At 72.6% G+C, this 13,147-nt stretch carries 15 protein-coding genes; 7 read left to right on the forward strand and 8 right to left on the reverse strand.

Going from position 1 to position 13,147, the window contains the following annotated elements; all coding sequences use genetic code 11:
- The first annotated feature begins 98 nt into the window (after positions 1-98).
- Positions 99-1,178, forward strand: a complete 1,080-nt coding sequence (trpD, locus tag ACFE60_RS12825) for an anthranilate phosphoribosyltransferase (RefSeq protein WP_375389252.1) — start codon at positions 99-101, stop codon at positions 1,176-1,178.
- Positions 1,179-1,283: 105 nt separating this feature from the next.
- Here the strand turns inward: trpD and glpK are convergent, their stop codons facing one another.
- Both glpK and ACFE60_RS12835 read right to left on the reverse strand, forming a co-directional pair.
- On the reverse strand, positions 1,284-2,798 hold the full coding sequence (gene glpK / locus ACFE60_RS12830; protein ID WP_375389253.1) for a glycerol kinase GlpK: 1,515 nt from the start codon (positions 2,796-2,798) through the stop codon (positions 1,284-1,286).
- Positions 2,799-2,858: 60 nt separating this feature from the next.
- Positions 2,859-3,557: an MIP/aquaporin family protein gene (locus tag ACFE60_RS12835; protein ID WP_375389266.1), complete on the reverse strand. Its 699-nt coding sequence runs from the start codon at positions 3,555-3,557 to the stop codon at positions 2,859-2,861.
- Between the two features lie 243 nt (positions 3,558-3,800).
- Between ACFE60_RS12835 and ACFE60_RS12840 the strand changes: the two genes are divergently transcribed.
- The 5 genes from ACFE60_RS12840 (at position 3,801) to ACFE60_RS12860 (ending at position 7,561) form a co-directional block, all read left to right on the forward strand.
- Positions 3,801-4,805 carry a sugar-binding transcriptional regulator gene (locus tag ACFE60_RS12840; protein WP_375389254.1) on the forward strand — a complete coding sequence of 335 codons (1,005 nt, stop codon included), beginning with the start codon at positions 3,801-3,803 and terminating at the stop codon, positions 4,803-4,805.
- Between the two features lie 119 nt (positions 4,806-4,924).
- The gene (gene dhaK, locus ACFE60_RS12845) at positions 4,925-5,926 is read left to right on the forward strand and encodes a dihydroxyacetone kinase subunit DhaK (RefSeq protein ID WP_375389255.1); all 1,002 of its coding nucleotides are present in this window, start codon (positions 4,925-4,927) and stop codon (positions 5,924-5,926) included.
- Positions 5,927-5,937: 11 nt separating this feature from the next.
- Positions 5,938-6,573, forward strand: coding sequence for a dihydroxyacetone kinase subunit DhaL (dhaL, locus tag ACFE60_RS12850; RefSeq protein ID WP_375389256.1), 636 nt, complete (start codon positions 5,938-5,940; stop codon positions 6,571-6,573).
- 3 nt (positions 6,574-6,576) lie between these two features.
- Positions 6,577-7,224, forward strand: a complete 648-nt coding sequence (gene dhaM, locus ACFE60_RS12855) for a dihydroxyacetone kinase phosphoryl donor subunit DhaM (RefSeq protein WP_375389257.1) — start codon at positions 6,577-6,579, stop codon at positions 7,222-7,224.
- Between the two features lie 151 nt (positions 7,225-7,375).
- Positions 7,376-7,561: a hypothetical protein gene (locus ACFE60_RS12860; protein WP_375389258.1), complete on the forward strand. Its 186-nt coding sequence runs from the start codon at positions 7,376-7,378 to the stop codon at positions 7,559-7,561.
- A gap of 97 nt (positions 7,562-7,658) precedes the next feature.
- Here the strand turns inward: ACFE60_RS12860 and ACFE60_RS12865 are convergent, their stop codons facing one another.
- Together ACFE60_RS12865 and ACFE60_RS12870 are read right to left on the reverse strand one after the other, a co-directional pair.
- On the reverse strand, positions 7,659-8,879 hold the full coding sequence (locus tag ACFE60_RS12865) for a YihY/virulence factor BrkB family protein (protein WP_375389259.1): 1,221 nt from the start codon (positions 8,877-8,879) through the stop codon (positions 7,659-7,661).
- A gap of 46 nt (positions 8,880-8,925) precedes the next feature.
- Positions 8,926-9,225, reverse strand: a complete 300-nt coding sequence (locus ACFE60_RS12870) for a YtxH domain-containing protein (protein ID WP_375389260.1) — start codon at positions 9,223-9,225, stop codon at positions 8,926-8,928.
- Between the two features lie 130 nt (positions 9,226-9,355).
- Between ACFE60_RS12870 and ACFE60_RS12875 the strand changes: the two genes are divergently transcribed.
- Complete coding sequence (locus tag ACFE60_RS12875; RefSeq protein ID WP_375389261.1) at positions 9,356-11,431, forward strand: aminotransferase class V-fold PLP-dependent enzyme; 2,076 nt, start codon at positions 9,356-9,358, stop codon at positions 11,429-11,431.
- Between the two features lie 124 nt (positions 11,432-11,555).
- On the opposite strand, the gene ACFE60_RS12880 is transcribed toward ACFE60_RS12875, so the two are convergent.
- From ACFE60_RS12880 to ACFE60_RS12895, 4 genes are all read right to left on the reverse strand, one after another.
- Entirely contained in the window at positions 11,556-11,951 is a 396-nt protein-coding gene (locus tag ACFE60_RS12880; protein ID WP_375389262.1) for a TA system VapC family ribonuclease toxin, read from the reverse strand.
- Positions 11,948-12,109: a hypothetical protein gene (locus tag ACFE60_RS12885; RefSeq protein WP_375389263.1), complete on the reverse strand. Its 162-nt coding sequence runs from the start codon at positions 12,107-12,109 to the stop codon at positions 11,948-11,950. Before ACFE60_RS12885 ends, ACFE60_RS12880 begins: the two co-directional genes overlap by 4 nt.
- A gap of 146 nt (positions 12,110-12,255) precedes the next feature.
- Positions 12,256-12,663 (reverse strand): hypothetical protein, encoded by a 408-nt coding sequence (locus tag ACFE60_RS12890; RefSeq protein ID WP_375389264.1) that lies wholly within the window; start codon positions 12,661-12,663, stop codon positions 12,256-12,258.
- A 109-nt stretch (positions 12,664-12,772) separates the two neighbouring features.
- Positions 12,773-13,147, reverse strand: a 375-nt coding sequence (locus ACFE60_RS12895) for an HNH endonuclease signature motif containing protein (RefSeq protein WP_375389265.1), incomplete at its 5' end; no start/stop codon positions are given.

Below are 13,147 nucleotides of genomic sequence, written 5' to 3' on the forward strand. Positions count from 1 at the left end.
TCGAGCACCCTCCCCGCCGGGATTTCGACGAGTTGTCGAAGAGTTTCGGAGCGCGAGGGGGCGCGATCCCCGGAACCGCGCCTCAATAGGCTCGATCCGTGGTCGACGAGCTCACCTGGCCGGGGTTGACGGGCATGCTGCTGGCGGGCAGGGACCTCCGCGTCGCCGAGGCCACCTGGGCGATGGAGCAGGTCATGGCGGGCGCGGTGCCCGCCGCGACCCTCGCCGGATTCCTCGTGGCGCTCCGCGCGAAGGGCGAGACGGTCGACGAGATCGTCGGGTTCCGCGACGCCGTCCTCGCGAGCGCCCGCCCGCTGCCGGTGCCGACGCGGTCGCTCGACCTGGTCGGGACCGGCGGCGACGGCTTCAAGACCGTCAACGTGTCGACGACCGCCGCGGTGGTCGTCGCCGCCTGCGGCGTGCCGGTGGCGAAGCACGGCAACCGCGCGGTCAGCTCCGCCGCGGGGGCGAGCGACGTGCTCGGCGAGCTGGGGGTGGACCTCGGCCTCGACGGCGACGGCGTCGCGAGGGTGTTCGCCGAGGCCGGCATCACGTTCGTCTGGGCGGCGGCCTTCCATCCCGGGTTCAAGCACGCGGCGGAGGCGCGGGCGGCGCTCGGCGTCCCGACGGTCTTCAACTTCCTCGGCCCGCTCGTGAACCCGGCCCGGCCGGACGCGAACGTGATCGGCGTCGCGTCGCCCGCGGTCGTGCCGCTGGTCACGGGCGTGCTGCAGACGCGCGGCGCGACCGCGCTGGTCGTGCGGGGGGACGACGGGCTGGACGAGCTGTCGACGACGGGCCACAGCCGCATCCGCGAGGTCTCCGGCGGCGCGGTGACGGAGCACGACGTGCACCCCTCCGACGTCGGGCTGCCGGTGGCTCGCCTCGGCGACCTGCGCGGCGGGACGCCCGCCGAGAACGCGGCGACCGTGCGGCGGGTGCTGGCGGGCGACGGCGGCCCGGTCCGCGACGTCGTCCTGCTGAACGCGGCGGCCGGGCTCGTCGCGTGGGACCTCTACGAGGACCCCGAGACCGCGGACCGCCCGATGGCGAAGCGGCTGGCGGAGGCCCTGGAGCGCGCCGCCCGCGCGGTCGACAGCGGCCGGGCGGCGTCGAAGCTCGACCAGTGGGTCGCCGCGACCCGGACCGCCTCGGGTTCGAGCACTTCGGCAGGCTGACAGCACTTCGGCAGGCTGACAGCATTTCGGCAGGCTCCCGAGGGACCGGGGAGCCTGCCGAAGCGAGAAGAGCCTGCCGAAGTGCTCGGGCGGCCTGCTCAGGTGCTACTGGACGTCGCCGTCGACCCAGTCGAACGTCTTCGTGACGGCCTTCTTCCAGAGGCGGTACTGGCGCGCGCGCTCGTCCTCGTCCATCGAGGGCTCCCAGCGCTTGTCCTCCTGCCAGTTCTTCCGCAGGTCGTCGAAGTCGTTCCAGAACCCGACGGCGAGGCCCGCGGCGTAGGCGGCGCCGAGCGCCGTCGTCTCCGCGACGACCGGGCGCACGACCGGGACGCCGAGGATGTCGGCCTGGAACTGCATCAGCGTGTCGTTCGCGACCATGCCGCCGTCGACCTTCAGCTCCGTCAGCGGGTTGCCGGTGTCCGCGTCGACCGCGTCCATGACCTCCTTCGACTGGAACGCGGTCGCCTCGAGAGCGGCGCGGGCGATGTGGCCCTTGTTCACGAACCGGGTGAGGCCGACCAGGGCGCCGCGCGCCTCCGACCGCCAGTACGGCGCGAACAGGCCCGAGAACGCCGGCACGAAGTACGCGCCGCCGTTGTCCTCGACGGTCTTCGCGAGCTCCTCGACCTCCGGGGCGGAGGAGATCAGCCCGAGGTTGTCGCGCAGCCACTGGATCAGCGATCCGGTCACGGCGACGGAGCCCTCCAGCGCGTAGTGCGGCTCGCCGCCGCCCAACTGGTACGCCATCGTCGTGAGCAGGCCGTTCTCGCTGTGCACGATCTCGGTCCCGGTCGGGAAGATCAGGAAGTTGCCGGTGCCGTAGGTGTTCTTCGCCTCGCCGACCTCGAACGCGACCTGCCCGAACGTCGCGGCCTGCTGGTCCCCGAGGATGCCGGCGATCGGCACCTCGCGGAGCAGGCTGGACGACTCGACGTTCCCGTAGACCTCGGAGGAGCTCCTGATCTCGGGGAGCATCGACTTCGGCACGCCGAACACGTCGAGGATCGACTCGTCCCAGGACAGCGTCTTCAGGTCCATGAAGAGCGTGCGCGAGGCGTTCGTCACGTCGGTCGCGTGCACGCCGCCGTCGACGCCGCCCGTGAGGTTCCACAGCACCCACGTGTCGGTGGTGCCGAAGAGCAGCTCGCCGTTGTCCGCCTTCTCCCGCGCCCCGTCGACGTTCTCGAGGATCCAGACGATCTTCGTACCGGCGAAGTAGGTGGAGAGGGGGAGGCCGACGGTCTGCTTGAACCGCTCGACGCCGCCGTCCGCAGCGAACCGGTCGACGATCGACTGGGTCCGCGTGTCCTGCCAGACGATCGCGTTGTAGACCGGCTTGCCGGTCGCCTTCTCCCACACGACGGTCGTCTCGCGCTGGTTCGTGATGCCGACCGCGGCGATGTCGTGCCGGGTGATGTCGGCGCGGGACAGGGCCTGGCCGATCACCTCGCGGGTGTTCTTCCAGATCTCCTCCGGGTCGTGCTCGACCCAGCCGGCCCTCGGGAAGATCTGCTGGTGCTCGAGCTGACCGGTCGAGACGACCTTGCCCTCGTGATCGAAGATCATCGCGCGGGTGGAGGTGGTGCCCTGGTCGATGGCGAGGACGTAGTCCGCCATGGAAACTCCTTCGTTCCTGTAGGTGGTGATCGGGTACTGCGGGAATCGGTTCGGGTCGCGCTACGGCAGCAGGGCGAGGGACAGCGCGCCGGCGAGCGCGCCGCCGACGAGCGGGCCCACGACCGGCACCCACGCGTAGCCCCAGTCGCTCGTGCCCTTGTTCTTGATGGGGAGGATCGCGTGGATGATGCGCGGGCCGAGGTCGCGGGCGGGGTTGATGGCGTAGCCGGTGGGGCCGCCGAGGGAGGCGCCGATGCCCACCACGAGGAGGGCGACGGGCAGGGCGCCGAGCGCGGCGAGGCCGGCGGGGGTCTTGGTCGCGGCGTCGCCGGCGTGCCCGAACCCGAGGACCACGAAGACCAGCACGAACGTGCCGATGATCTCGGTCACCAGGTTCCAGGCGTAGGAGCGGATCTCCGGGCCGGTGGAGAAGACGCCGAGGATGGTGCCCGCGTTCTCCTCCTCGTCGAAGTGCTTCTTGAACGCCAGCCACACGAGGACCGCGCCGATCATCGCGCCGAGCAGCTGCGCGATGAAGTACAGCAGCGCGACACCGAAGCCCTGCGTGAACTTGCCCGCCACGAGCAGCCCGACCGTGACCGCCGGGTTGAGGTTCGCCCCCGACGCGTACGAGACCGTCACACCGGCGAAGACCGCGAGGCCCCAGCCGAAGTTGATCAGCAGCCATCCGCCGCCGAGTCCCTTGCTCTTCACGAGGATCGCCGTCGCGACGACGCCACCTCCGAGCAGAAGGAGCATCGCGGTGCCCACGAGCTCCGAGAGGAACTGCTGGCCCACTGAGTAGTCCATTCCCACCTGCCTCTTCATCGAGTCATGCCTGTTCCGCTGAGCGCGGCCCGTCAGGACCGTACTCCGAGCCCCCAGGGGCTGCGCATCCTTCCGAAGCCGACCTGCACATGCGTGCATCCGCTATGTTCCGGGAGTCCGGCACGTCTGCGCAGACGTCCGGAACGGACGTGCACGGGCTCGCCAGGGCGGGCGATGGAAGGGATCGACGTGACGACGGAGGCGCTCCGCCCGACGGTCGACGGCGGTGGCCGGGGTCCGACCCGGGTGGAGCAGGCGCTCACCGCCGCGCACCTGTACTACATGCAGGACCTCACGATGGAGGCGATCGCGCGCGAGCTGCACACGTCGAGATCCTCCGTCTCCCGCCTGCTCAGCCACGCTCGCGAGACCGGCCTGGTCGACATCCAGATCCATTCCCCGGCCGAATCGGCCGAGCACCTCGCGCGGGTGCTGCGCGAGCGCTACGACGTCGCTGCGCACCTCGTGCCGATGCCGGACCACACCAGCGACGTGGACCGGCTGGAACGGGTCGCGATGTCGGCCGCCCGGCTGCTGGGGCGCTTCTTCGACTCGAACATGACGCTCGGCGTCGCGTGGGGCTCCACGGTGAGCGCGGTCAGCAGGCACCTCGTTCCGAAGGCGCTGAGCGGCGCCGAGATCGTGCAGCTGAACGGGGCAGGCAACACCAGGACCACCGGCATCATCTACGCGAGCGAGATCCTCCGCCGCTTCGGCCGCGCGTACGGCGCGCACATCCAGCAGTTCCCGGTCCCGGCGTTCTTCGACGACCCGGAGACGAAGCGCGCGCTGTGGCGGGAGCGCAGCATGCGGCGCGTGCTCGAGGTGCAGGAGGCGATGCAGGTCGCGCTGTTCGGGCTGGGCTCGCCGTTCGCGGAGGTGCCGAGCCACGTGTACATCGGCGGGTACCTGGAGCCGGAGGACTACCGGTCGCTCAGCGCGGACCGGGTGGTCGGCGACGTCGCGACGGTGTTCTACCGCGGCGACGGCACGTGGCGCGACGTCGCGCTGAACGCGCGCGCGTCGGGGCCCGACCTCGACCAGCTGCGCCGCGCCGCCCGCCGGATCTGCGTCGTCGCGGGGCTGTCGAAGCTGCCGAGCCTCCGCGGGGCGCTCGCGGCCGGCCTGGTCACCGACCTCGTCATCGACGAGCCGCTCGCGAGGGCCCTGGTCGGCTGAGCCGGCTCCGCCGAGGCCCGCTGCACGATTGTGCAGGCCCCGGTGGCGGCGCGCCGGGCGACCGTAGGCTCGGCTCGAGGGCGGCGGCCTGGGCCGCCCGCTGACGCACTGGAGGTTCGATGAAGAAGCTCATCCGCGATCCGCAGACCGTCGTGAAGGACGCCCTCGCGGGCATCGCCGCGGCGCACGCCGGCCTGGTCCGCGTGCAGACGGATCCCGACTACATCGTGCGCGCCGACGCGCCCGTGCAGGGCAAGGTCGGCCTGGTGTCCGGCGGCGGCAGCGGCCACGAGCCGCTCCACGGCGGCTTCGTGGGGTACGGCATGCTCGACGCCGCCGTGCCGGGGGCCGTGTTCACCTCACCGACCCCCGACCCCGTGCTCGCGGCGACGAAGGCCGTCGACGGGGGAGCGGGCGTGCTCCACATCGTGAAGAACTACACGGGCGACGTGCTGAACTTCGAGACGGCCGCCGACCTCGCGTCCGCCGAGGACATCCAGGTCGAGACGGTCGTGGTCGACGACGACGTCGCGGTGAAGGACTCGCTGTACACGGCCGGCCGCCGCGGCGTCGCGGGCACCGTGCTCATCGAGAAGATCGCCGGCGCCGCCGCGGAGCGCGGCGACGACCTCGCCGCCGTCGCCGCGATCGCGCGCAAGGTCAACGCGAACGTGCGCTCCATGGGTCTCGCGCTCACCGCGCCGATCGTGCCGCACGCCGGGGTGCCGAGCTTCGACATCAGCGACCACGAGGTGGAGATCGGCATCGGGATCCACGGCGAGCCCGGTCGCGTCCGCATCGAGTGGGAGCCGGTCGACGGCCTGGTCTCGCGGCTGGTGGAGCCGATCCTCGAGGACCTGCCGTTCACCTCCAGCGACGACGTGCTGCTCTTCGTGAACGGCATGGGGGCGACGCCGCTCGTCGAGCTCTACATCGTCTACGACGCCGCGGCCTCGATCCTGCGCGAGCGCTGCATCCACGTGTCCCGCAGCCTGGTCGGCAACTTCGTGACGAGCCTCGACATGCAGGGCGTGTCCATCACGCTGCTGAAGCTGGACGACGAGCTGAAGGCCCTGTACGACGCGCCGGTCGAGACCGCCGCGCTGCGCTGGGGTCGGTAGGGGGAGGCGGGGTGGACGCGCTGGGGACGGACTGGGCGCTCGACTGGGTGCGGCGCAGCGCGGCGGTCGTCGCCGAGCACAAGGCGGAGCTGTCGGGCCTCGACCGCGCGATCGGCGACGGCGACCACGGGGAGAACCTCGACCGGGGCTTCCGCGCGGTGATCGCGAAGCTCGACGACGCGACGCCGGAGACGCCGGGCGCGGTGCTGAAGCTGGTCGCGACGACCCTGATCTCCACGGTCGGCGGCGCCTCCGGGCCGCTGCTCGGCACGGCGTACCTGAAGGGCGCGCAGGCCGCAGGGGACGCGCCGCAGCTGGACGCGGCCGCCGTGGTCGCACTGCTCACCGCCGCCCGCGACGGCGTCGTGTCGCGCGGCAAGGCGGAGCCGGGCGACAAGACGATGGTGGACGCCTGGACGCCGGCGGTCGAGGCCGCCGAGCACGCCAGGGGCGCCGGAGGCGACGCGACGGCCGTGCTGCAGGCGGCGGCGGACGCCGCCGCGGCCGGCGCGGAGTCGACCGATCCGCTGGTGGCCAGGAAGGGCAGGGCGAGCTACCTGGGGGAGCGGGCCGTCGGGCACCGCGATCCCGGCGCCCAGTCGAGCGCCTACCAGCTGCGCGCAGCGGCGGACGCTGCGGAGGGCTGACCCGTGGCGGTCGGGCTCGTCTTCGTCTCGCACAGCGCCCGCATCGCCGACGGCCTGGTCGAGCTGGCCGGGCAGATGGCGCCCTCGGTCCGGCTGGTCGCGGCGGGCGGCACCGACGACGGCGGCATCGGCACCAGCTACGACCGGGTGCTCGCCGGCATCGCCGCGGCGGACGACGGGGACGGGGTGCTGATCATCGGCGACCTCGGCTCCGCGCTGCTCACCGCCGAGACGGCGGTCGACCTGCTGGAGGACCCCCCGTCCGGCGGCGTGCGGGTGCTCGACGCCCCGATCGTGGAGGGCGGGGTGGCCGCAGCGGTCGCGGCCGAGTCGGGCGCTGCGCTCGACGCGGTCGCCGCCGCAGCGCTCGGCACGCCTCCGGAGCAGCCGTCCCTCTCGGACGACGCCGCCGCGTCGGTCGTGCTGACCGACCCGGAGGGCCTCCACGCCCGGCCCGCGGCGGCGCTGGTGCGGCTCGCCGGCGGGTTCGACGCCCACGTCACCGTCGATGGGGCGGACGCCGCGAGCCTGCTCGCGATCCTCGCGCTCGGGCTGCGGCAGGGCGCCGAGGTGACCGTTCGCGCCGACGGTCCGCAGGCCGCCGAAGCCCGGGCGGCGATCGTCGACCTGCTGCGCAGGGCTGCCGGATAGCGGCTCCCGCGGCGGTCGGAGCGGCGCCACGCCGATCCTGCGCGCGGGGGAGCGGCGACGATCCTGCCCCCACTTCGGGGGGTGGTCGGCGGGGCGGCGACGCGCCGCGAGCCTCCTGATCCGGGGGTGCGCCGGCTGTCACAGTCGACCCGTGCTCACCACCGTGGTCCTCGTCCTCGCCGGCATCACCGCCTGGTGCGTCGCGTCCCTGGCGCTCGCGCTGATCGTCGGTCCGATGGTCCGGCGCGCGGACCGGACGCGGGCGGCGGATCGCGCTCCGATCGCGGTGGAGCGGCGCCCGCTGACGGGCGCGATCCCGATCGTCGCCGCTCACTAGAGCCCCCGAGCCGGTGGGAGCGCTTCCCGGGCCTCCCACCTGAACGACCGGCCCGCGCACGTCGCCGTGCGCGGGCCGTTCGCGTTCGACGGGCCGGTCAGTCCTTCCCGGAGCCGTCGTCCCGGCCGCGGGACACCCGCAGCGCGCGGGCCTCGTCGACAGCCTTCTCCCGCTTCTTCGCCTTCTTGTCCGACTGCCGGGTGTCGCGCAGGGGCAGCTGGATCTGCTCCTCCGCCGCGATGCCGGCCTGCAGCTCGCGGCTGCGCTCCAGCTCCGCGTCGAACTCCGCGCCGAACAGCAGCACGAGGTTCGTGATCCAGAGCCACAGCAGGAACACGATCACGCCGGCGATCGGGCCGTACGTCTTGGCGTAGCTGCCGCCGCCGCTCAGCGACAGGTACAGGCCGAGCGCGACCGTCGCGATGGCCCACACCAGCAGGGCGAGGAACGACCCGACGCTCATCCACTTGAACTTCGGCTGCTTCACGTTCGGCGAGAAGTAGTAGAGGATCGCGATCGCCGCGATGGCGATCACGACGAGGATCGGCCACTTGACGATCTGGAACACCAGCAGCGCCGTGTCGCCGATGCCGACGGCCTGAGCGATCTGGTTCACGATGGGGCCCGTGGACACCAGGATCAGCACGGCGAGCACCACCAGCACGACGATCACCACCGTGACCAGCAGCTGGGTCGGGCGCAGCTTCCAGACGGGACGCCCCTCCGGGATCGAGTAGATCCGGTTCATCGCCCGCCCGAACGCGCCCACGTAGCCGGACGCCGACCACACGGCGCCGAGCACGCCGATCACCAGGCCGATCCCGACGCCCTGCGTCTTGGTGGCGTTCGTGATCAGCTGCGTGACGATGTTGTAGGTGCCCGGGGAGCTGTCCTTGATCGGCGTCAGGAACTGGCCGGTGATCTGGCCGACGGCGTCGGGGCTGAGCAGGCCGAGGATCGAGACGATGGCGATGATCCCCGGGCCCAGCGCGAGCACCGAGTAGTACACCAGCGCCGCGGCGAGGTCGGTGCACTGGTCGGCGCCGAACTCGCTGGCGGTCTTCTTCAGCGCGTAGAACCAGGTGCGCTTGTGCAGGTCCTCCGGTCCCTCCGGCTTCGACGCGTCGTCGGGCGCCGGCACCGCGCCGTCCTGCTGGCGACCCTGCTGCGCAGACGCGGAGACGCGCTCGGCCGAGCCCTCGGGCGCGCGGCGGCTGAACCGCACGTGGCCCGGGTCGCGCCGGATCGCGTGGCTGGCAGCGCTCGCGGCGCCGATGACGCTCGCGACGACGACGGAGAGACCGGCCGCGGTGGCCATGTCCTCCCGCTTGGAGCGCTTGATCGGAATCCTCGGCGTCGACACCTCAGGCCGCCGGCGCGTCGTCGTCGTCATCGTCGCCGCCGTCGTCGGAGGAGGAGGGCGCCGAGCCCGCGGCCTCCGCCGCGCCGGCGACCGTGCCCGACACCAGTCCGGCGGCTGCGGCCACCTGCGGCGCCTTCTCCTCCACGGCGTCCTTGGCCTTGGACACCACCTTCTGCACCTTCGGGTCCGCGGCGGTGCTGCGCACGCGCTCCGCGATCGCCTCGTAGGCGGGGCGTCCCGCACGGGCGCCGAGCACGTAGCCCCCGACCAGACCCGCGGCGAACAGCAGCTTCCCTCGCATGTCTTCGTTCCTTTCGAGAGCGGAGCGTCCATCGTCCTGACCCGCGCCTCCACGCCCCGCATTCCCCAGCGGACTTCCGGCGCGTTCCCAGCGGACCGGGCGGAGCGCCGGGCTCCGGAAGGATGGACGGGTGGCGGATGCAGCGCGGACGGTGCTCATGCCGGGGATCGTGGATCACCACGTGCACCTGGGTCTCGTCGACGGCGCGCGGCTGCGCGACTCGCCGGTCGTCGAGGTCCACGACCTCGGCTGGTCACCGGAGGAGGCCGTCCGGTGGCGTCGCCACGGCGTCGGCGGTGCGACGGTGCGGGTCGCCGGGCCGTTCCTCACCCCGCCGGGCGGCTACCCGCGCGGCCGGTGGTGGGCTCCCGACGCCGCGGTGCGGGAGATCGGCGACCCGGCCGAGGCGCGAGCCGCCGTGCTCGCTGCGACGGAGCAGCGCCTCGACCGGATGAAGGTCGTGCTGCACGCCGGGTCCCCGCCGTTCGGCGACGGCGTGCTGCAGGCGCTCATCGACGGCGCGCACGCCGCGGCGATCCCCGTCGTCGCGCACGTGGAGGGGGAGGGGCAGGCCGAGCGGGCGCTCGTCGCGGGCGTCGACGCGCTCGCCCACGTGCCCTGGAGCGAGCGGCTGCCGGACGAGCTGATCGTGGCCATGGCGCGGGCCACCACCTGGATCTCGACCCTCGCCATCCACGAGGGGGAGGCGCGGCGGGTCGCCGTCGACAACGCGCGCCGCTTCGTGGCGGCCGGAGGGCGGCTGCGGTACGGCACCGACCTCGGCAACGGGGACGGTCCCGTCGGGCTGCGGCGCGAGGAGGTGCACGCCCTGGGGGAGTGCGGGCTCGCCGGCGACGCGCTGATCGACGTGCTGACGGGAAGGACCGACGGGCCCCCGCGCCGGCTCGTCGCAGGGTACGGCGCCGTCCCGATGGACGCGGAGGGTGTCGCCGACTGGTATCTCGCGGCACGATCGGTGGTCGTGGACCTCGACCTCGCCGCGCTCGCTGCCGACCTGGACGCGGCCGATCCGCTCGCACCGCTGCGCGAGCGCTTCATCGCCGCCCCCGGCGTCGTCGCCTACCTGGACGGCAACTCGCTGGGCAGGCCGCTCGAGCGGACGCCGCCGCGGCTGCAGCAGCTCATGCGGGCCGGCTGGGGGGAGCGGCTCATCCGCGGGTGGGACGAGGGCTGGATGGCGGAGCCCCAACGGCTCGGGGACGAGATCGGCCGCGTCGTGCTCGGCGCCGCCCCGGGGCAGACCGTCGTCGGCGACTCGACCAGCGTGCTGCTCTACAAGGCCGTGCGCGCCGCCGTCGCGCTGCGGCCGGACCGCACCGAGATCGTGTTCGCCGCCGCCGACTTCCCGACCGACCGGTTCCTGCTGCAGGGCGTCGCGGAGGAGCTCGGGCTGAAGCTGGTCCCGCTCAGCGCCTCGCACGACGGGGGAGTGGCTGCGCAGCAGGTCGCCGAGGCCGTCGGCCCCGCGACGGCCGCCGTCGCGCTCAGCCACGTCGCATACCGCTCCGCGTATGTGACGGACATGTCCGCGGCGACGGCTGCCGCGCACGCCGCGGGTGCGGTCACTGTGTGGGATCTCAGCCACTCGGCGGGCGCCGTCCCCCTCCACCTCGACGCGTTGGGCGTCGATCTCGCCGTCGGCTGCTCGTACAAGTACCTGAACGGCGGGCCGGGTGCGCCGGCCTTCCTCTACGCCCGCCGCGACCTGCACGACCGTCTTCGGCAGCCGGTGCAGGGGTGGATGGGCGCCGCGGAGCCGTTCGCGATGGGGGAGCAGTACGTGCCGGATCCCGGCATCCGGCGGTTCCTCTCCGGCACGCCGTCGATCCTCGCGATGGTGCCGGTCGCCGACATGCTCGCCCTGCTGGACGAGGCCGGTATCGGCGCCGTCCGCGCGAAGTCCCAGGCGCTCACGACGTTCGCGATCGAGTGGTTCGACGCCGAGCTGGCGCCGCTCGGCGTGCGGCTGGCGAGCCCGCGCGACCCCGACGTCCGTGGCAGCCACGTCACCTTCGACCACCCGGCGTTCGAGTCGATGCTGCCGGCGCTGCACGACCGCGGCGTGATCCCCGACTTCCGGCGGCCCGACGGCCTGCGGATCGGCCTGTCGCCGCTCAGCACGTCGTTCGGCGAGCTGGTGGCCGGGCTGACCACGATCAAGGAGGAGCTCGTCCGGCTGGGCTGAGCCCGGAGACGCCGGTCAAGGGTTGACTTGACATAATGTGCATTATCGGCGCTGCGGATCCTCGGCTGGACTGCCAGCCGATAATGGTCCTTATGTCAGGAGCGGGCTGGGTGGGTGATCCTGCTCAACGAGGCAGGAGCATCGTCTGACCAGGTCGCCTGGCCGCCAGCGACTCGTCCAGTGTCGCCAGGGTGCCGGAGTGCGCCGCTGCGAGCTCGGCGAGGTAGGTGTCGGTCACCTGGCGGTGCCCTCGCACGTCCTCGAGGTCGACGTCGATGTACGAGACGTCGTCGGGCCATCGCCGGCACGCCGGGTGCTCGTGCACGTGTCGGATCAGCTCCTGCGCAGTCGACGGCCGTTCGCCGAGCCGCACGAGGAATCGCACGAGCGCGCCCTCGACGACGGGACTGATCGCGACTCGCACTCCCCCGCTGAACCAGCGCCCCACGCGATCGTGGTGCTCGTGGTCCGCGACGGTGAGCGCGATGAGCACGTTCGCATCGAGCAGGAAGACGGTCACTCGTCGGCGAGCGCGTCGGCGACGTCCTGACCCGTCACGCGCCGCCCGATGATCAGCACGGGAAGGCCGGTTCCCGGATCGCGGGTGAGGTGCGTCGGTTCGCCGAGCTGTGAGAGCCCGCGCGCCGTCAGCTCGGCGATCACGGCGGACAGCGACATGCCGCGCGACGCGGCGATCTCCCGTGCTCGTCGATGGACCGACGGAGGCAGGTCGACAGTGGTCCGCATTCTTGCATCATAGTTGATGCAAGTACGATGCAGGAGGGTCGATCGGGCCTAGGCGCCGTCTCGCTCCTGCCGGTGCGTCAGGGCGACGCAGGCGAGGCGGATGCGGTGGGCATGGACGCGCCCAGCGGAACCGATTCGCCGACGGCCGCGGTGGATCGTCTCACGCGTCGGGCCAGCAGCCAGCTGACGACCACGACGACGGTGAACACGACGGAGAGCGCGACCAGAGCGAACCAGTTCGAGTCGAGGGCGAGCACCGTCCCGGCGGAGACCACGGTGATGCCCGCTCCGGACAGCTTCCCCGAGTACTTCAGGCGCTGGCCGAGTCGGAGGGTCGGGTTGGACGACCGCAGCTCGACGAAGTCGCCGAGTGCGTCGAGGGTGGTGAAGAGCGCCCCGGCGAAGCCGACCGAGCAGCCGAGCGCGCCCCAGAGGTTCGGTGAGTGCGGCGCCGGGGGTGCGGCCAGCAGGAGCAGTTCCAGCATCCCGCCAGCATGGCCCGCTCGAGGGTTCAGCGGGTCGCAGATCCCCCGCGCTTCCGCCCCGCGGCACGTTCCGAGCTCCGCACGAGTTCCCGCAACGGCCCGAATGGGTTCAGAAGGGGCAGTGGTCGTCGGGTGGGTCGGGTTCGACGAGGTGCGGTGGTGCGGGATCTGCTGGGTCGGGTGGCAGGTCGGTATAGAGATGGTCCCAGGGGTCCTCCCAGTCGACGGACCCGTTCTGCTGCAGCTCTTGCTGCCAGAGCTGGGCGGTCTTGGCGCGGTGGTGGGGTCGGATGAGGGCGACGAGGTTGTCGATGTCGGTGACGCCGCCGCGCTGCCATTCGGTGATGTGGTCAATGTCGCAGAGCTGCGCGGGTCGGTTGCAGCCGGGGAACCGGCAGCGCTCGTCGCGGGTGACTACCCAGCGGCGCATGTCCGGTGGTGGGACTCGGGGATGTCGTCGTAGTGCAGGACGACCGTCTGGTCC

The organism is uncultured Amnibacterium sp., assembly GCF_964245895.1.
Classification (GTDB): Bacteria; Actinomycetota; Actinomycetes; order Actinomycetales; family Microbacteriaceae; genus Amnibacterium.

Coding starts and splice junctions, on each gene's coding strand:
- glpK (WP_375389253.1), bottom strand. CDS start 2,798: ATGGCGGACTACGTCCTCGCCATCGACCAGGGCACCACCTCCACCCGC.
- ACFE60_RS12835 (WP_375389266.1), bottom strand. CDS start 3,557: ATGCTCCTTCTGCTCGGAGGTGGCGTCGTCGCGACGGCGATCCTCGTG.
- ACFE60_RS12840 (WP_375389254.1), top strand. CDS start 3,801: ATGGAAGGGATCGACGTGACGACGGAGGCGCTCCGCCCGACGGTCGAC.
- dhaK (WP_375389255.1), top strand. CDS start 4,925: ATGAAGAAGCTCATCCGCGATCCGCAGACCGTCGTGAAGGACGCCCTC.
- ACFE60_RS12865 (WP_375389259.1), bottom strand. CDS start 8,879: ATGGCCACCGCGGCCGGTCTCTCCGTCGTCGTCGCGAGCGTCATCGGC.
- ACFE60_RS12870 (WP_375389260.1), bottom strand. CDS start 9,225: ATGCGAGGGAAGCTGCTGTTCGCCGCGGGTCTGGTCGGGGGCTACGTG.
- ACFE60_RS12885 (WP_375389263.1), bottom strand. CDS start 12,109: ATGTCGCTGTCCGCCGTGATCGCCGAGCTGACGGCGCGCGGGCTCTCA.
- ACFE60_RS12890 (WP_375389264.1), bottom strand. CDS start 12,663: ATGCTGGAACTGCTCCTGCTGGCCGCACCCCCGGCGCCGCACTCACCG.